The sequence below is a fragment of the Lacibacter cauensis genome (assembly GCF_007830055.1).
GTDB lineage: Bacteria > Bacteroidota > Bacteroidia > Chitinophagales > Chitinophagaceae > Lacibacter > Lacibacter cauensis.
Genome location: NZ_VLLE01000002.1, coordinates 187,987 through 203,839, shown reverse-complemented (window position 1 = coordinate 203,839; position 15,853 = coordinate 187,987). Strand labels below are relative to the sequence as shown.

The following is a 15,853-nucleotide window of genomic DNA, read 5'->3' as shown; positions in this document are numbered from 1 at the left end:
TCTCAACCTCACCTATTTGTACTGCTGCCCCGAAAGTTGTCTTTCCGACAAAGGAGGAATCTGTTAGGCAGAAAAAAGGACATTCTTCTTTCCTCAAACATTTAAAAGAAATTAATTACAAGTTAGCCTTGGGGGTTAAAGTACGAGGCGGCAAAATACGTTAAAGCGCTCATGCTACAACCGCACAAAAAAAGCCCCATCGCTCTAAACGATGGGGCTTTCTATTTTCAGCTTTGAATTATTGTTTTTTGGGCGGTCCGCCACCATCGGCTTCCCGTTTGCAGCAAAGGGGTAAGCGTTTGTATTGTTCCGCTTCAGCCACCACATCATCGGCATCAAAACCGAGGTTGGCAATGGCTGTTTTTACGTTTTCGATATTGGTGCGGTCGGGTGCAAAGGTGACGGTGGTTATTTTTTTACGGATGTCTACCACTACTTTCACCACGCCTTCTTCCGTTTTCATAAACTTTTCAATGCGCTCTTTGCACTCGGCACATTGGGCCTGTGGTGTTTTTATTTGTGCCACAATGGGCTTTTTAAACTGGGCCGAGGCGGTAAATGTTACCGCCAGGAAGAGTACGCTGAGGAATGTTTTCATGTGTTGAGTAGTTATTGTTTTTAAGTTGTCTGATTTTGAAGAGACCCACCCCCAAGCCCCCTCCAAGGAGGGGATTACGCCCTGATTAGACACAGAACAGTTTTTTGGACTATAATTCATGAGGAGTAGCAGTGCCGATATGAAATTACTCCATTCCCTTCCAATTGGCAGGGTCGGCACTCCATTTTAACAAAACTTCCTGTTCGCCTGCTTCCACAATCTGCTTATCGATTGCTAGCTGAATGAGTGTGGGATAATTGGTAAGCGACAGATATTTCACCCCGGCATTAGCAAATGCATCTTTGGCGGCATCAAACCCATAGTTGAAAATGGATACCATACCAATTACTTCCACACCTGCTGCCTTCAACACATCTACCACCTGAAGACTGCTTTTACCGGTAGAGATAAGGTCTTCAATCACCACTACTTTTTGTCCGGGTTCGTAGGCTCCTTCAATCTGGTTACCCAATCCGTGTTCTTTGGGTTTCGGACGCACATAGATATAAGGCAGCTTCAACTGATCGGCCGCCATAGCACCCCAGGCAATACCGGCGGTAGCTACACCTGCCAGCAGTTCTGCATTGGGAAACTGTTCGAAAATAACATTGCACATTTCGCTCTTGATAAACTCACGTACATGCGGAAAGGATAAGACTTTGCGGTTATCGCAGTAAATAGGACTTTTCCAGCCACTGGCCCAGGTAAAGGGCTCTTTTACATTTAGTTTAATGGCCTTAACTTGTAACAGTTTCTCGGCTACAGCTTGTTCATTTGTCATGCGGCAAAAATAAGGAACAAGGGACAAGGCTCAAGAAAAACCAAAATCCAAGGAACAAAAACAGGGTACAAGGGAAAATATCCAAAAAGCAAAAACCGAAGGAACAAGGTTCAGGAAACAGGAAAATCCAAGGAGCAAGGCACAAGCAACCGGAAACCTGCAACCAGAAACCTGTAACTTGCAACTCAAACCCACAACCTCAAACCTTCTACCCCCATGTTCATCAAAATCTATTTTGGCGATAAACCGGTTTTCCTTTGTAACGAAGTGGATGCTACTATTGAAGAATACATGCATCACCCCGATGCTGTGTTAATGGATGAAATTTCGGGGCCTGCCATTAAATCGCTGCTGCACGAAATTGCAAAGGAGGAGTTTCATGCAGGCATTTTATTGCACAGCGATCTTGATGAGCTGAAAAAAGTTTTCTTTAAACACTTTACATTGGTTACAGCCGCAGGTGGTTTGGTGGAAAATGAAAAAGGCCAATACCTGCTGATACACCGCCGGGGCAAATGGGATCTGCCCAAGGGTAAGCTCGACCCGGGTGAAACCATTGAGCAGTGTGCCGTACGGGAGGTAGAGGAAGAAACAGGGTTACAACAACCGGAATTGGGCGAGCTTCTTACCATTACCTATCATACTTACAACGAATTTGGCAAGCACATCCTCAAAGATTCGCACTGGTATAAAATGAAGGTAAAAGGGGCGCAAACCACAACCCCACAAACCGAAGAGGATATTCTGGAAATTAAATGGGTAAAGAAAGAAGATATCGGACTGTATTTGAACAATACATTTCCTTCTATTAAAGATGTGTTGCGTTTGGTGTGAGCAAGTTATGGGTTAAGAGTTATAAGTTACCCACCCCATATAATTTCCCGGCTTACGTAAGATGCTGACGCCCCTCCCAAGAGCGGATAAACGTTCTACTTGTTTAAAATTCCGGGGTTGCCGGTTCAATCATATCCCAAAGTGTACCGTACAAGTCTTCAAACACTGCTACTTTGCCAAACACTTCAACCGAAGGTTCACGCACAAAATTTACACCTGCAGCTTTCATACGCTCATAGTCACGTTGCAGATCATCAGTATGCAAAAAAAGAAATACACGGCCACCTGTTTGGTTACCTACGCTCGCCAGCTGTTTTTCATTGGCTGCTTTTGCCAGCAGCAAATACGTGATGCTGTTGCCGGGAGGAGCCATTACCACCCAGCGCTTAGTTTCGCTTAAAACAGTGTCTTCTACCAAACTGAACAAAAGTTTATCCCGGTAAAAAGCAATGGCTTCATCGTAATCCTTTACCACCAAAGCCAGTTGTGCTATTCGTTGCTGCATAGTATTTGTTAAAACAGCAAGATAGGTGGTTTCTGCTACAGCTGTCAGGCAAAATAAATCGGCTGTTCCCGAAAAGAAAGGTTACCTTTAATGTTCATTTGAGTAATCTCTTGTAAGCGAATTATAACATCGTCCCTCCTATTTTTCTTTTACACCAGCATTAAGCTCAACGTTTCTTTACGCTAAAACATGCAGGATGAACATTTATGTCTCCAATTTAGGCTATACTGTACAGGATGCAGAATTAAGCCAGTTATTTTCAGGTTACGGTGAGGTAACTTCTGCAAAGGTTATTATCGATAAAATGACCAATCAAAGCCGTGGATTTGGTTTTGTAGAAATGCCCGACGATGCAGCTGCCGGTACAGCCATTGCCGAATTAAACGGAAAAACAGTTGAAGGCCGGGCCATCAGGGTATCGGAAGCAAGACCACGTGAGGAAAAACCACGTAACAATCGCTGGTAATTTTTTTCAGCAATTTCTTTTATTCATATAAAAATCTCAGTGCAGTATGACGAATGACATGATTGAAAAGTTTATTGAAACCAAAGCAAGAAAGAGTGAGAAGGTGAATATCTTCTTTAAACAACGCAGTACCGTAAAAGGTATTTTTATCCGTAACCACGATTACGAAGAACTGAAGAGTAAAAACTTTTGGCGGATTATTTCGGAGTCGAAAATGGAAGAATGGAACCGTACAAAAGACAGCGGTCTTGCCCGTATTTTCAACGGTGCAGAATTTACCAAATTAAGTGAGGCGATTTAAACAACGTTTTTTAAACACAGCATATGTTTACACAAACCTGGCGAAAGTATTTACCGGTTATTCAGATTTTATTAAAGCGTTCGGCGCAAAGTGAGCAGTTACTGCAGATGAACCATACCGATTTTGAACGTGCTGCCGCAGGCAGGAAAATCCGTTACAGCTTTAACAATCTGGAACTGGTAAATGCACGTATGAACAACCAATCGAAACAACCGCCTTTTGCAAAAGAGTTTGCTGCTTTTTTGCTCGAAGATGAGAACATGAAACGTTTCCTTATGGATAAGCATGTAGAGTTCTCGATGACGAATGCATTTTCCCTTTCTATTAAACAGCACCTGCAGGTAGCAGTTCAGGAAGTGGACGAAGCCATTACAGCAACAGATAATGCAGATGCGCCGGAATAATTTTTTTAATAATTTAGTTTGCATCTTTTTACAAAAATATTTCAGCGCCTGCACCCGATGCAGGCGTTTTTTTTATCGATAACCATATTGTATGCAACGCTCAATTATTAAAGGTACCGGTTCGTACATACCTCCTGTTGTACAAACCAACACTGATTTTGCAAAGCATTTGTTTTATACTGAGGAACATGTGCCCTTACCTACTCCGCCAGCTGAAGTGGTAGAAAAATTTAAACAGATAACCGGTATTGAAGAGCGCCGTTATACCACCGACGATTTAAGCACCGCCGATATTGCAGCCATTGCAGCAAAAGAAGCCGTTGTAAACAGCGGAGATGATCCTGAAACACTCGACCAGATTATTGTTGCACATAACTTTGGTAATGTATTAAAGCATACCATACAAACCGATGCAGTACCATCATTAGCCTCACTCGTAAAACACAAGCTGGGCATACATAACCCCAGTTGTGTGGCGTATGATATCTTATTCGGCTGCCCCGGTTGGTTACAAGGCGTTATACAGGCCGATGCATTTTTTAAAGCCGGTATTGCAAAAAAAGCATTGGTAATTGGTGCCGAAACATTATCACGTGTAATTGATGTGTATGACAGAGACAGCATGATCTTCAGCGATGGTGCCGGTGCTGCAGTAATTGAATACAGCAATACATCCGAAAATGGCAGTGGCTTATTAAGCACCGCTGTACAAACCCATGCGTTGGAAGAAGTGAATTACATTAACATGGGGCCATCATTTTATCCCGAGAGCGATCCTCATGTACGGTTCATCAAAATGAAAGGAAGAAAAGTGTATGAATATGCAATGAAGTATGTACCGCAGGCGATGAAAGATTGCCTGGATAAAAGTGGCGTAGCTATTCACGAGTTGAAGAAAGTATTTATTCACCAGGCAAATGAAAAAATGGATGAAGGCATCATTAACCGCCTGTACAAATTATACGGTATCAATACTGCACCCGATCACATTATGCCTATGAGTATTCATTGGCTGGGCAACAGCTCGGTAGCCACGATACCCACGTTGTACGATCTTGTAAGAAAAGGTGAATTAAAAAATCACCGGCTCGAAGCCGGTGATGTCATTCTGTTTGCCTCTGTTGGAGCAGGCATGAATATTAATGCGGTTTGCTACCGTTATTAACGCTGCGAAAAAGTTTTACCATAGCGGCGGCCACCACCTCTTGGAATATTCTGTATTACAGGAATGGCCGTATTTACAACCGGCGCAGGTGAACTGTGCATGGTTACAATATCGTACGCATGATCTTTTACAACAGGTATCTGCTTTTTAATCAGCTTCTGAATGTCTGTTAAAAATGTTTTCTCGCTCCAATCACAAAAAGAAAACGCAACGCCACTCGCTCCTGCTCTTCCTGTACGTCCAATACGGTGTACATACGTTTCAGGAACATTTGGTAACTCGTAGTTGAGCACATGCGTTAACTCATCAATATCAATACCACGTGCAGCTATATCGGTTGCTACCAGCACACGTGTTTTGCGTTTTTTGAAATTATTCAATGCAGCCTGTCTTGCATTCTGCGATTTATTACCATGAATCGCTTCTGTACGGATGCCATGATTGTTCAACTGGCGTGCAAGCTTATCGGCTGCATGCTTCATTTGTGTAAACACCAACAACGATTCAATGGATGTATCTTCCAGCAATTTCACCAACAGCGAAAGCTTGTTCTGCTTTTCAACAAAATAAACCGATTGTGTAATCATTTCGGCAGTAGATGATACGGGAGTAACTTCTACCTTCACGGGATTGGTAAGCAGCATATTGGCCAACTGCTGAATTTCGGTTGGCATGGTTGCAGAGAAAAATAATGTCTGGCGTTTGGCAGGCAGCTTGGCAATAATGCGGCGCACATCCTGTACAAAGCCCATATCTAACATACGGTCTGCTTCATCCAATACAAAAAACTGAATTGTGCTGAGGTTGATATGTCCCTGCTGCATTAAATCGAGTAAACGACCAGGTGTTGCAATGAGTATATCAACACCACGTTTAATGGCCTGTACCTGGCTAAACTGTGGTACACCACCAAAAATTACCTGGTGACGAAGATTTAAAAAATGACCATAGGCTTTTACACTTTCACCAATCTGGATGGCCAGTTCACGTGTAGGTGTAAGGATTAAGGTTTGTAATTGTGCATGCTTCCGTGCCGTTTCTTGCTGCTGCTGGTGCATTAACTGCAATACGGGAATGGTAAACGCTGCTGTTTTACCGGTTCCTGTTTGCGCACAACCTAACAGGTCGCTTCGCTGAAGAATGGGTGGAATTGCTTTTTGCTGAATGGGTGTTGGACTGCTGTAGCCCTCTTTGCTCAACGCCTGTAATACAGGCTCAATGAGCTGTAATTCACTAAATAACACAAACTAAAATTTTAAAATTAAAAATGTGATAAGGCTATCAAAAAAAATGTTTGATACTTTATCTGCCTTAGGTTAACACATCACATATTTGAGGAGAAGGATACTCACAAACAAGGGAGAGATAACATTAAGAACAGCAAAGGTAAGTGTTTTACCGTTGCCTTGCCGATTTTAATTTAACGACCGTTGCAGAAGGCAAAGCTGCGCCGAAAAGCTTACCTTTATGCAGTTCCTGTATTTAACTGTTCCACTTTCTTCCGGAACAGTTGCTGACTCCGACAATCGTTTTTCTAACACATAAAAAATAATAATGGCCGAAACCTGGAATAAAAAAGAAAGAGAAAAGAAAAAGCAACAAAGCAAAAAAGAAAAAGCCGAGCGTAAGCAGGAACGTAAAGAAAACGCAAAAGGCAAAACCTTAGACGATATGCTTGCTTATATTGATGAGAACGGAAACATTTCTGATACTCCACCCGATTTAAGCAGAGTAAAAAAAGTGAAACTTGAAGACATTGAAATTGGTGTTCCCAAACAACAGGAGCAGGATCCTGCCGATGCAATAAGAACAGGCATTGTGAGCAACTTTAATGAATCGAAAGGCTATGGTTTTATTAAAGACCTTGAGAGTGGTGAAAGTATTTTTGTACACATCAACAACCTGGCAGAACCAATAAAAGAAAACAATAAAGTTACGTTTGAGATTGAACGTACGCATAAAGGTTTAAGTGCCGTAAATGTAAAACGTGCAGTTTAAACGCTGCGCAAAACATTAGTCTGCAAGCCGTACATAAACAGTATCGCCTTTTTGAACGCTTCTATCTGTTTGCAGCAGGTATAAGCGTTCTTCTTTTACAGCAAGCTCCAGCAAGCTATAGGCTCCACGGTAATGTACTGCAGCAACTACTGCTTCAACGGCATTACTTTCTTTTGTTGTTAATTGTAATTGCTGTGGACGAAGTAATAATTTCGACTGTTCATTGCTTTTATTAAACAAGGTTGCATCAACAGCACTGTATTCGCCCAATAATCCTGCAGCATATTCGCTTACCGGTTGTTCATATACTTCTGCTGCAGTACCCTGTTGCAAAATTTTGCCCGCCTGCATAATAAAAACAGTATCAGCCCATGCAAGCAGATCAGCCGGTTCGTGCGATACAAGAATGAAACTTGTACCAAACTGTTTGCCCGCTTCTTCCACCACCCGCTTCATGGTTGCTTTGTGCATTGCATCGAGATTGGAAAAAGGCTCGTCGAGAATTAATAATTTGGGCGATGTAATGAGCAAACGTGCCAGTGCAATGCGTTGTTTTTCGCCACCCGATAACTGGTGTGTTCTGCGGCGAAGTAAATGATCAATTTCACAAACAGCAAAAATCCGTTGCTCTTCCTCTTCGGGCAGCTTATTCGCCATATCGAGAAAATCATTTACCCAGTAATTATTCCTTAATTCAAAATGCTGTGAAAGATAACCGATGCCCGGATGGCCCGGTATTAACTGATCGAAGGGTCCCAGTATTTTCTGTCCGTTGAAGAAGAGTTCGCCGGCATCGGGTTGTACAAACCCTGCCACCATTTTTAAGAGTGTTGATTTACCAGAACCTGTTTCGCCTGCAATACCAATTTTCTGAAAAGGTTCCTGAACAAAACTGATACCGTTTACAGCGACTGTTTCTCCTTCTCTTTTAAAAACATTTCTTACTTCGAGTAAAGCCATGCCCGAAAGTAAAACAGAATACACGAACAGCAAACAGGCGTTTCAATTTGAAACGCCTGTTTGTGGATGCTACTCGTAAAAATGTTGCACCAATGAGTTGGAGATTACTTTGTATTCATCGCCTTTTAACACCAGCTGGTAACTGTTGTCAATGGCTTTGATATTGGGGTTTGACAAATGCCGCTCGTTATACGGACGGATAAGATCGGTTTCCTTAAGCAAATTTCCTTTAGCATCAATAACCCTTGAAAAAATGCGGTATTGAAAATGCCAGGGATTGAGTTGATCATCGGCACTCTTCGAATCATACGAATCGTTAAAGCCTTCAAAGATCAATTCACTGGCGTATTCAGGATGCGCCTGCAGTTCTTGAGTTATTTCAATCATTTCGTCCATTTGCGGATCGCCATGAATAATGCCGCTGTCCCAAATGGTTTCACCATTCAGGAAAATTACAAGACGGTTGTCAACATGTTTTACATTGATCCAATATTCCCGTTTCATGATTACTGTTTTTTGAGGTGATGTGTCGAATACAGACCTAAATTTCCATCATCTAAAAAACGCAGGTAATGACCAGTATTAGAAAATAAACTGATTAAAATACGTGTTTGAAACCTGTTGAAATGATAAAAATCAACTGCAGCTAAAGGACTCAGAGGTCGAAATAAAGGTGATTGTGGTTGTTGCACTTGGGGTTGAATGCAGCATTGCAGTTTGGGCAATGATAGCCGCTGTGGAGGTATTGGCTGATGGTTAGCTCATGCTTGCACACGCCGCAAAGAATAGCTTTTGTATCCAACTCATTCGCCTGCCAGCGTTGGGCAGTGTGTCCGGCAGTTTCTTCATGACAGAAATAACAAGGATAATACGTATTACAGCATTTAAACCTAATAGCAATAATATCAAGAGGCGAATGATAATGCTCGCATCTTGTTTCATCATCAACAGGTTTGCCTTTTATTTCAATCATTACTGCAACAAATAAAGATGATTAAAGAAGTACAAGCTTTTGTAATAACTGATCGGTTGTAACTGCTGGATCGAAACACAAACCCGGATGCACAGCAGATGCCTGTACAATTGTACTTCGCTTGGCTGTTAACCAACGGAAACGTGCTGCATGATCAAGCTCTGCAATCGGGCTGCTTCCTTTAACGCCTTTACTGATTTGTTCAAACGCTTCAAGATGCATGCGTACATCAGCCAGATCAATCTCGGGATCGATCGCCAATAAGCGCTTTTCATCCAGCACATATTGCATATCGAGAAATGCAGGTCGTTTGCAAAAAACGATCACCCCCACGTTCAGGAACTCTTCCCGTTCCACACGTGGCACAACACGTATAACGGCATACTCAAATGTGCGTTTTTCCTGCATGGATGGCTTCGTTTACAAAGATGGATGAATGTTGTATGCGTGTATTCAGAAACTGTACATATACTTCCCGTAATGCAGCAGGATCTTTTGTTTCATGTTCACCAATTAAAAAACTATCGGGCACAACCGATACAATAGCTGCAATACGCTCCGGTGTAAGGATTTGTTTCAGTTGCTCATCAACTTCCTGCAACTGTTTGGCTTGTGGTAGCAGCACGTGATCTTTGATCTGCACAAACGGACGTATTGCCTGTTCTTGCCACTGATAACCCGAATGATGAAAATATAAAGCAGCACCATGATCAATCAACCACAGTTCATTTTTCCAGGTAAGCATGTTGGTGTTGCGTGCAGTACGGTCTACGTTGGTGAGCAATGCATCGAGCCAAACAATTTTCGATGCAAGCAATGCTTCAACTTTGTTTACTGCAGGATCGTAAGTAATGGCCCCGGACAAATAATGCAGCCCCAGATTTAATCCCTGGCTTGCTTTCAGCAGATCCTGAATTTCTTCGTCAGGTTCTGTACGTCCAAAAGCTTCGTCCAGTTCGGCAAACACCACTTCCGGTACTTTTAAACCAATAGCCCTTGCAATTTCAGCACCAATAAAATCGGCTACCAATGCTCTCTTCCCCTGTCCTGCTCCACGAAATTTCAACACATACAGAAAACCATCATCGGCTTCGGCAATGGCAGGCAACGAACCTCCTTCACGCAAAGGTGTTACATACCGCATTACCTGCACAGTTCTTATTTCGGGAGGAAGTATTGCCAATGAAAATAATTTCTGCTAAACTAAAGCAAGATGATGGTTCGGCAAAAACAGATCAGCAAACTATTGCGTAGATGAAGTTGCGATTTGCATATGCAAGAGAGGAAAAGGTTGGCCTGCACCATCCAGTTCGCTTCTGCCGGTAACAGTAAAACCCATGTGCAAATAAAAATCAACAGCCTGTTGGTTCTGTTCGTTCACATCTACTTTACATGCGCCCAGCTCCTGCAAGCAGAATGTAATCAGTTGCCTGCCAATTCCTTTACCACGACTATCGGGGTGAATAAAAAGCATTTCAATCTTCGCTTCATCAACGCCTGCAAAACCATAAACAGTTTCGGCACTGTCTGCATACACAAAGAGCTGTACATGCGAAAAAGCCCTGGGTAAAATGGCTTTGATATACTGCAGATAATCCTCCGGCAGAAAATCATGTGTGGCACGCACAGAAGCTTCCCACAATGTTAGGAGCAGCGGATAATCGTTTGTTGTTGCAGGACGTATCATACTTCACTCAGCGCTTTACAATGTATTCGCCAACTTGTTTTCCGGAATCATCGAGCATCTGCAACTTTAATTCTTCCATGTTGGCTTTTACTTTTATCAACGTTCGGGTACCGGGTTTGGGTCCTCCTCCAATAACCAATGGATAATGATGCGCTGCATTTGGCGGATAAACTCCATACTTGTGCGTATGTCCAGATATTACCAAATCAACTTTGTATTGATTTAAGAGTGGCGTAAACAATTTACGGCAATGGAGTTCGCCTTTCGCACCTACCGTATAATGCGTAGGTATATGCATCTTTACAACTTTAAAAGGAGCATTTTTATACGCTTCTGATTGCAGCACTTTTTCGAGCCACGCTGCCTGTGTTCGACGGAAGTTTTCAAAGTCAACAAGACCGGAGTATACAGCAGCTGTATCTTCTTTATCTTCTCCTGTATCTAACACAATTACAAAAACCGGCCCGTGGCGATAAGTAAAATATGCGCCGTTCGGAAACGATAAATAATCGATCGTTTCTCTTGCAAACTGCCCTCGTATATCATGATTACCCCTTACAAAAATCATTGGCTTTTGTGCCGCAAAAGTTTCGGCACAAGGTTTAATCGTTAGTTCAATCACCTGTTCTTCACTCTCCGGATCGTTAAACATATCACCGTTCAAAAAAACATAATCAAATGATTCATTTTTATTCAAGCTGATTAAATGACTATATGATTCTTTTACGTCATGAATATCGTTTAAAATAAGCCAGCTTGCTTCTGTTGCCTGCTCATCCATTGTTATAAACTGAAATGTTTTGCTGTAGATCGTTTCACCATACACAACTTTGTAAGGCTGAAACTTTACAATGCTTTTTGATGCGACCCTGTAATAATAGTTTGTACCAGGTTTAAGATTATCCAGCTCCACTTCGTGAATACGGGTGTTTGCTTGCACAAGCCCATTGTTCACTGTATGTTGCCTGTGTGTAAAATTTTCTGTTTCACCAAACTCAACCCAACTGTACGATTTAAGGTTGGTGATCCAGCGGATATAGAGTTTGGAAGACTCAAGCGTAAGTAAGTAAGGATCTGTTAAAAAAACATGCTTACTACCCGGCCCCGGCTCTACTTCAGAAGGTTCGTTATCGCAACCTTTGATATAAATAAATCCCGCCGCACCAACACCTGCGATTTTAGCAGCATTGGTTAAAAATTTCCGGCGGTTGAAAGATGGTTTTTGGTTTTCCATTACAAGGATGGTTTTCAAAGCAGCTAATTTGTAAGCTGCAGTTCAATATTACAACCATCGCTTAAATTATACAAATCGGGCTAGCTGTTGGCCTTGTAATATGCACAAACCGTATTCATCAAACACTTGTCGCAGTTTGGTTTGGGCCGGCAGATTTCCCGTCCTAAAAACGACATGGCCATACCTGCGTCCCAATCTTTCTGCGGCAGGGCCTCCATGATCTGCTTTTCAATTTTCTTGGGATCAGTACCTGTGGCAATACCTAAACGTGGAGCTACACGCACCACATGCAGATCAACAATTACACCTTCAGCCGGCTTACCGCTTTCACGCAAAATAACACAAGCCGACTTACGACCAATGCCGGGCAATGCCACCAATTCATCTAACGTAAGCGGTATAGCTGCATCTTTTTTAATTTGTTGTGCAATGCCTGTTAACCATTTTGCTTTATTACCGAAGTTGCGCACTTTACTGATGTAGGGAAACAGTGTTTCTTCTGTTGCCTTTGCCAGCGACTGCATATTGGGATAAGCTTCAAATAATGTTGGTGCAAGGCTGTTGATGTTACGATCGCTATCCTGTGCCGACAATACAACCATTACCATCAGTTGATAGGTATTTTTATACTCCAGCGGATGTTGTTTGCCTTTGTATTTTTTGAGCAAAGGTTTGATGGCTTCGGGCCAGTTGGTTGCAGCAGGCATGATGAATGGTTTGAGATGAATTGGTAAGCTACAAAAAATTATTGAGCAGCTTTTTCAAGATCAGCAATCACAATCTTTTTCATTTGCAACATCGCCTGCATTACACGCCCTGCTTTTTCACGATCAGGATGGCTGAGTAATTGACCCAATGCCGGCGGAACGATCTGCCAACTCAAACCAAATTGATCTTTTAACCAGCCACACATACTTTCGGATCCGCCATTGGAAGTTAAACGCTCCCAGTAGTAATCAATCTCCTCCTGTGTTTCTGCATTAACAAAAAACGAGACCGATTCGTTGAACTTAAACATGGGTCCGCCATTGAGTCCTTTAAATTCTGTTCCTTCAATTTCAAAGGCAACGCCCATTACTGTTCCACCGGGGCCGGGCATTACAGAAATCTTTTTTGAATTTTTAAATACAGACAGATAAAAGTTCATAGCTTCTTCTGCATTGCCGTCGAACCATAAAAAAGGAGTGATCTTTTGCATGATGATGTAGTTTAATGAATGATTGATACAACAAACATACACGCATTATGTTCAAAATAAGAGGTGCGGCTGCGACAAACAAAAGGCCGTTTACGACAGAATCAGTTTCGGTAAGTATTTACATCAAACGGAATCCAAACCAACTCTTCCACCATACGATTGCTGCCGGTTATTTTTTGCTGTCGGCTGAAGTACAAGCGTTTTTCTTTTTCATGTACAAAGGGACAAAACTCTGCATCAGCTGAATTAATGGGCGCACCTAAATTCTTCGGCTCACTCCATTTGCCATTTTTATAAAAGCTGATGTACAGATCCACTTCACCCAATCCTTTCGGATCGCTGGAAAAATAAATGATGTAATTGCCTTTAGGAGATATGAACGGATTCGATTCTCTTGCTGTTGTATTAACCGGGGCACCAATGTTGATCGGTGTTTGATAGCTTCCCTTAACAAACCTGGAAACATAAATATCCGATGAACCTTTCCCATCTTCATTGCTCTTCATAAAATATATATCGCCTTTCCGTGTTGCAGATGCGTATGATTCTGAAGAATCGCTGTTTATTACATTCCCTAAATGCACAGCTTCACTCCAGCCATCTTTTGTAAGATGTGATGCCCAGATATCAAACCCTTTGCGGTTGGGTTTGCCCGGTACTGCCCTGTTCGATTGAAACAACACGGTTTTACCATCGGGTGTAAATATGGGATCAATATCTTTCCATGCAGCAGTACGTGTAGAGAAAACAGCCGTAACAGGCTTCTGCCATTTGCCGTTGCGTTTTACCGATTGCATGATCTGCAGCGTATCTCTTGCTCCATTGGAATAAACCCAGAATGCAGTTTTACTATCGGGCGAAATGGTTAAGCCAAACTGTCCGCCACTGGAGATAATACCCGGCTCAAATACCTGCACCCTTTGTTGTGCAATGAGGGTTTGCATAAAAAGTAAAGCGGCTGCAAGCAAAGTGAATTTCATACTGATAAGTTTTAATAAAAATAATCGAACCGTTTACTGTTTCTTTAAAAATATGATGAGCGATTTGTTAAAACAGGTTAACGGACAGAAAAGCATGCTTACGTTTTTCATCACGCAGGAAGCAGTTGCTATCTTTACCGCATGTACAAACAAACGCTTTTCATATTCCTGCTGTTTATTGCCACTACAATCAAGGCTCAACAACTAAACGCTGTTGTTCCGGTTCCCGTAAAAACAGAACAATTGAATGGACAGCCTGTAAAACTTTCAGCAAATGCAGTTATATCATTTGATGACATCTTTACACAACAGGCCGCTTACCTGCAACAGCAATTACAACAGCAATGCGGTTTACCAACAACTGCACAAAACAGTAAGGCTGTAAAAACAAAAGCAACTGTTTTTTTGCAGTTCAGTAATGCCGTTTCAAAAGATGAAATGTATATACTGGAAGTACAGAACCAGCAGATCGTACTAAAAGCAAAAACGGTAAGAGGTATTGTGAACGGTATTCAAACCTTGTTACAATTACTGCCGCTGAAACAAACATCCGCCATTGAGGTTACCGCCTGCCGCATTTATGATTATCCACGGTTTGCTTATCGTGGCATGCATCTCGATGTAGTGCGTCATTTCTTTCCCGTTTCATATATCAAAAAGTATATCGACTATTTGACTTTTCATAAATTCAATACTTTTCATTGGCATTTAACAGATGACCAGGGCTGGCGGATTGAAATGCTTTCCTATCCCAAACTTAACAGTATTGGTTCGTGGAGAGATTCAACACTCATCGGTCATTTTAAAGATACACCTGCCCGTTACGAACACAAACGTTACGGTGGTTATTACACAAGAGCCGAAGTAAAAGAGATTATCGCCTATGCATCTGTGCGTGGCATTACGATCATTCCTGAAATTGATATTCCCGGGCATAGCCGTGCAACCATTACAGCTTATCCCGAATTAAGTACAGATCCAACCAACAAATGGGGCGTTGCAGCCACATGGGGTATGTACAACCGGGTGAACAATGTATTGGCTCCAACACCTGCGACCTTTGAATTTTTGCGCAAGGTATTTCATGAAATTGCTGATCTCTTTCCATCGCCTTACATACATGTGGGTGGCGATGAGTGCAGTAAGATGTGGTGGAAACAAAGTGCAGCTACGCAACAGTTCATCAAACAAAACAAACTGAAAGATGAAGTGGCACTGCAAACGTATTTTATTGAACAGGTGAGCAAATACCTGAAAGAGAAAAATAAAAAAGTGATCGGCTGGCACGAGATCATGGAAGGCAAACTCGACACAAATACCATCGTGATGAACTGGGCCAACGATGCTAAAGCGATTGAAGCTGCCAACAAAGGTTTCAATGTGATTATGACGCCGGGCAAGCCCTACTACTTCGATCATTACCAGAGCAAAGACCCGAAAGACAGTCTGGCGATACATGGTTACAATCCATTGGAAGCTGTTTACAATTACGATCCTGTTCCTGCATCCATCAAACAAAAAGGATTAGAGCATAAAATACTCGGCGGACAAGCCAACGTATGGACCGAATACATGGAGTGGAGTACCAAAGTAGATTACATGGTTTTCCCACGCATGACCGCCGTATGTGAAAGTTTATGGAGCATGCCTTCTCAAAAAAATTATGCTGATTTTCTACGCCGATTGAAAGTAACTGTTATTCCACGTTATCAATATTGGAACAGCAGTTGGTTTCCTGATTTTGAAAAATGGCCGGCAGAAAAGTAAAG

General features: G+C 42.1%; 21 protein-coding genes. 7 read left to right on the top strand and 14 right to left on the bottom strand.

The window, feature by feature from the left end:
- Positions 1–238: 238 nt before the first annotated feature.
- The gene (locus IQ13_RS00940; protein WP_144883603.1) at positions 239–598 is read right to left on the bottom strand and encodes a heavy-metal-associated domain-containing protein; all 360 of its coding nucleotides are present in this window, start codon (positions 596–598) and stop codon (positions 239–241) included.
- Between the two features lie 145 nt (positions 599–743).
- Positions 744–1,379, bottom strand: coding sequence for an orotate phosphoribosyltransferase (gene pyrE, locus IQ13_RS00935; RefSeq protein ID WP_144883601.1), 636 nt, complete (start codon positions 1,377–1,379; stop codon positions 744–746).
- Positions 1,380–1,595: 216 nt separating this feature from the next.
- On the opposite strand from pyrE, the gene IQ13_RS00930 reads away from it, so the two are divergent.
- Complete coding sequence (locus IQ13_RS00930) at positions 1,596–2,213, top strand: NUDIX hydrolase (protein WP_144883599.1); 618 nt, start codon at positions 1,596–1,598, stop codon at positions 2,211–2,213.
- Positions 2,214–2,316: 103 nt separating this feature from the next.
- Here the strand turns inward: IQ13_RS00930 and IQ13_RS00925 are convergent, their stop codons facing one another.
- The gene (locus IQ13_RS00925) at positions 2,317–2,718 is read right to left on the bottom strand and encodes a VOC family protein (RefSeq protein ID WP_144883598.1); all 402 of its coding nucleotides are present in this window, start codon (positions 2,716–2,718) and stop codon (positions 2,317–2,319) included.
- Positions 2,719–2,914: 196 nt separating this feature from the next.
- Between IQ13_RS00925 and rbp the strand changes: the two genes are divergently transcribed.
- From rbp to IQ13_RS00905, 4 genes are all read left to right on the top strand, one after another.
- Positions 2,915–3,184 (top strand): RNA-binding regulator, encoded by a 270-nt coding sequence (gene rbp, locus IQ13_RS00920; RefSeq protein WP_144883596.1) that lies wholly within the window; start codon positions 2,915–2,917, stop codon positions 3,182–3,184.
- Positions 3,185–3,230: 46 nt separating this feature from the next.
- Positions 3,231–3,485 carry a short-chain dehydrogenase gene (locus tag IQ13_RS00915; protein WP_242009443.1) on the top strand — a complete coding sequence of 85 codons (255 nt, stop codon included), beginning with the start codon at positions 3,231–3,233 and terminating at the stop codon, positions 3,483–3,485.
- 23 nt (positions 3,486–3,508) lie between these two features.
- A complete protein-coding gene (locus IQ13_RS00910) occupies positions 3,509–3,889 on the top strand; it encodes a hypothetical protein (protein WP_144883594.1) in 381 nt (126 codons plus the stop codon).
- Between the two features lie 91 nt (positions 3,890–3,980).
- Complete coding sequence (locus IQ13_RS00905; RefSeq protein WP_144883592.1) at positions 3,981–5,054, top strand: 3-oxoacyl-ACP synthase III family protein; 1,074 nt, start codon at positions 3,981–3,983, stop codon at positions 5,052–5,054.
- On the opposite strand, the gene IQ13_RS00900 is transcribed toward IQ13_RS00905, so the two are convergent.
- Entirely contained in the window at positions 5,051–6,298 is a 1,248-nt protein-coding gene (locus IQ13_RS00900) for a DEAD/DEAH box helicase (RefSeq protein WP_144883590.1), read from the bottom strand. The two genes, IQ13_RS00905 and IQ13_RS00900, sit on opposite strands and share 4 nt — an antisense overlap.
- A 310-nt stretch (positions 6,299–6,608) precedes the next feature.
- Between IQ13_RS00900 and IQ13_RS00895 the strand changes: the two genes are divergently transcribed.
- Positions 6,609–7,052 (top strand): cold-shock protein, encoded by a 444-nt coding sequence (locus tag IQ13_RS00895; RefSeq protein ID WP_144883588.1) that lies wholly within the window; start codon positions 6,609–6,611, stop codon positions 7,050–7,052.
- Between the two features lie 15 nt (positions 7,053–7,067).
- Here the strand turns inward: IQ13_RS00895 and IQ13_RS00890 are convergent, their stop codons facing one another.
- The 10 genes from IQ13_RS00890 to IQ13_RS00845 form a co-directional block, all read right to left on the bottom strand.
- Positions 7,068–8,012: an ABC transporter ATP-binding protein gene (locus IQ13_RS00890; RefSeq protein WP_144883586.1), complete on the bottom strand. Its 945-nt coding sequence runs from the start codon at positions 8,010–8,012 to the stop codon at positions 7,068–7,070.
- 69 nt (positions 8,013–8,081) lie between these two features.
- Positions 8,082–8,516: a hypothetical protein gene (locus IQ13_RS00885; RefSeq protein WP_144883584.1), complete on the bottom strand. Its 435-nt coding sequence runs from the start codon at positions 8,514–8,516 to the stop codon at positions 8,082–8,084.
- Between the two features lie 151 nt (positions 8,517–8,667).
- The gene (locus IQ13_RS00880; RefSeq protein ID WP_144883582.1) at positions 8,668–8,985 is read right to left on the bottom strand and encodes a CHY zinc finger protein; all 318 of its coding nucleotides are present in this window, start codon (positions 8,983–8,985) and stop codon (positions 8,668–8,670) included.
- A 21-nt stretch (positions 8,986–9,006) separates the two neighbouring features.
- Complete coding sequence (locus IQ13_RS00875; protein WP_144883580.1) at positions 9,007–9,393, bottom strand: DUF3037 domain-containing protein; 387 nt, start codon at positions 9,391–9,393, stop codon at positions 9,007–9,009.
- Positions 9,371–10,168, bottom strand: coding sequence for a HipA family kinase (locus tag IQ13_RS00870; protein WP_199758141.1), 798 nt, complete (start codon positions 10,166–10,168; stop codon positions 9,371–9,373). Before IQ13_RS00870 ends, IQ13_RS00875 begins: the two co-directional genes overlap by 23 nt.
- A 60-nt stretch (positions 10,169–10,228) precedes the next feature.
- Positions 10,229–10,672, bottom strand: a complete 444-nt coding sequence (locus tag IQ13_RS00865) for a GNAT family N-acetyltransferase (RefSeq protein WP_144883578.1) — start codon at positions 10,670–10,672, stop codon at positions 10,229–10,231.
- A gap of 7 nt (positions 10,673–10,679) precedes the next feature.
- On the bottom strand, positions 10,680–11,906 hold the full coding sequence (locus IQ13_RS00860) for a purple acid phosphatase family protein (RefSeq protein WP_144883576.1): 1,227 nt from the start codon (positions 11,904–11,906) through the stop codon (positions 10,680–10,682).
- An 80-nt stretch (positions 11,907–11,986) separates the two neighbouring features.
- Positions 11,987–12,613, bottom strand: a complete 627-nt coding sequence (locus IQ13_RS00855; protein ID WP_144883574.1) for an endonuclease III domain-containing protein — start codon at positions 12,611–12,613, stop codon at positions 11,987–11,989.
- A gap of 38 nt (positions 12,614–12,651) precedes the next feature.
- The gene (locus IQ13_RS00850; protein ID WP_144883572.1) at positions 12,652–13,104 is read right to left on the bottom strand and encodes a VOC family protein; all 453 of its coding nucleotides are present in this window, start codon (positions 13,102–13,104) and stop codon (positions 12,652–12,654) included.
- Between the two features lie 101 nt (positions 13,105–13,205).
- Positions 13,206–14,084 (bottom strand): TolB family protein, encoded by an 879-nt coding sequence (locus IQ13_RS00845; RefSeq protein ID WP_144883570.1) that lies wholly within the window; start codon positions 14,082–14,084, stop codon positions 13,206–13,208.
- A gap of 141 nt (positions 14,085–14,225) precedes the next feature.
- Between IQ13_RS00845 and IQ13_RS00840 the strand changes: the two genes are divergently transcribed.
- The gene (locus IQ13_RS00840) at positions 14,226–15,851 is read left to right on the top strand and encodes a beta-N-acetylhexosaminidase (RefSeq protein WP_144883568.1); all 1,626 of its coding nucleotides are present in this window, start codon (positions 14,226–14,228) and stop codon (positions 15,849–15,851) included.
- Positions 15,852–15,853: the final 2 nt, after the last annotated feature.

Excerpts from the sequence above, each read along its gene's own strand:
- IQ13_RS00940 (WP_144883603.1), bottom strand. The coding sequence starts at position 598 with ATGAAAACATTCCTCAGCGTACTCTTCCTGGCGGTAACATTTACCGCC.
- pyrE (WP_144883601.1), bottom strand. The coding sequence starts at position 1,379 with ATGACAAATGAACAAGCTGTAGCCGAGAAACTGTTACAAGTTAAGGCC.
- IQ13_RS00930 (WP_144883599.1), top strand. The coding sequence starts at position 1,596 with ATGTTCATCAAAATCTATTTTGGCGATAAACCGGTTTTCCTTTGTAAC.
- IQ13_RS00925 (WP_144883598.1), bottom strand. The coding sequence starts at position 2,718 with ATGCAGCAACGAATAGCACAACTGGCTTTGGTGGTAAAGGATTACGAT.
- rbp (WP_144883596.1), top strand. The coding sequence starts at position 2,915 with ATGAACATTTATGTCTCCAATTTAGGCTATACTGTACAGGATGCAGAA.
- IQ13_RS00915 (WP_242009443.1), top strand. The coding sequence starts at position 3,231 with ATGACGAATGACATGATTGAAAAGTTTATTGAAACCAAAGCAAGAAAG.
- IQ13_RS00910 (WP_144883594.1), top strand. The coding sequence starts at position 3,509 with ATGTTTACACAAACCTGGCGAAAGTATTTACCGGTTATTCAGATTTTA.
- IQ13_RS00905 (WP_144883592.1), top strand. The coding sequence starts at position 3,981 with ATGCAACGCTCAATTATTAAAGGTACCGGTTCGTACATACCTCCTGTT.
- IQ13_RS00895 (WP_144883588.1), top strand. The coding sequence starts at position 6,609 with ATGGCCGAAACCTGGAATAAAAAAGAAAGAGAAAAGAAAAAGCAACAA.
- IQ13_RS00890 (WP_144883586.1), bottom strand. The coding sequence starts at position 8,012 with ATGGCTTTACTCGAAGTAAGAAATGTTTTTAAAAGAGAAGGAGAAACA.
- IQ13_RS00885 (WP_144883584.1), bottom strand. The coding sequence starts at position 8,516 with ATGAAACGGGAATATTGGATCAATGTAAAACATGTTGACAACCGTCTT.
- IQ13_RS00880 (WP_144883582.1), bottom strand. The coding sequence starts at position 8,985 with ATGATTGAAATAAAAGGCAAACCTGTTGATGATGAAACAAGATGCGAG.
- IQ13_RS00875 (WP_144883580.1), bottom strand. The coding sequence starts at position 9,393 with ATGCAGGAAAAACGCACATTTGAGTATGCCGTTATACGTGTTGTGCCA.
- IQ13_RS00865 (WP_144883578.1), bottom strand. The coding sequence starts at position 10,672 with ATGATACGTCCTGCAACAACAAACGATTATCCGCTGCTCCTAACATTG.
- IQ13_RS00860 (WP_144883576.1), bottom strand. The coding sequence starts at position 11,906 with ATGGAAAACCAAAAACCATCTTTCAACCGCCGGAAATTTTTAACCAAT.
- IQ13_RS00855 (WP_144883574.1), bottom strand. The coding sequence starts at position 12,613 with ATGCCTGCTGCAACCAACTGGCCCGAAGCCATCAAACCTTTGCTCAAA.
- IQ13_RS00850 (WP_144883572.1), bottom strand. The coding sequence starts at position 13,104 with ATGCAAAAGATCACTCCTTTTTTATGGTTCGACGGCAATGCAGAAGAA.
- IQ13_RS00845 (WP_144883570.1), bottom strand. The coding sequence starts at position 14,084 with ATGAAATTCACTTTGCTTGCAGCCGCTTTACTTTTTATGCAAACCCTC.
- IQ13_RS00840 (WP_144883568.1), top strand. The coding sequence starts at position 14,226 with ATGTACAAACAAACGCTTTTCATATTCCTGCTGTTTATTGCCACTACA.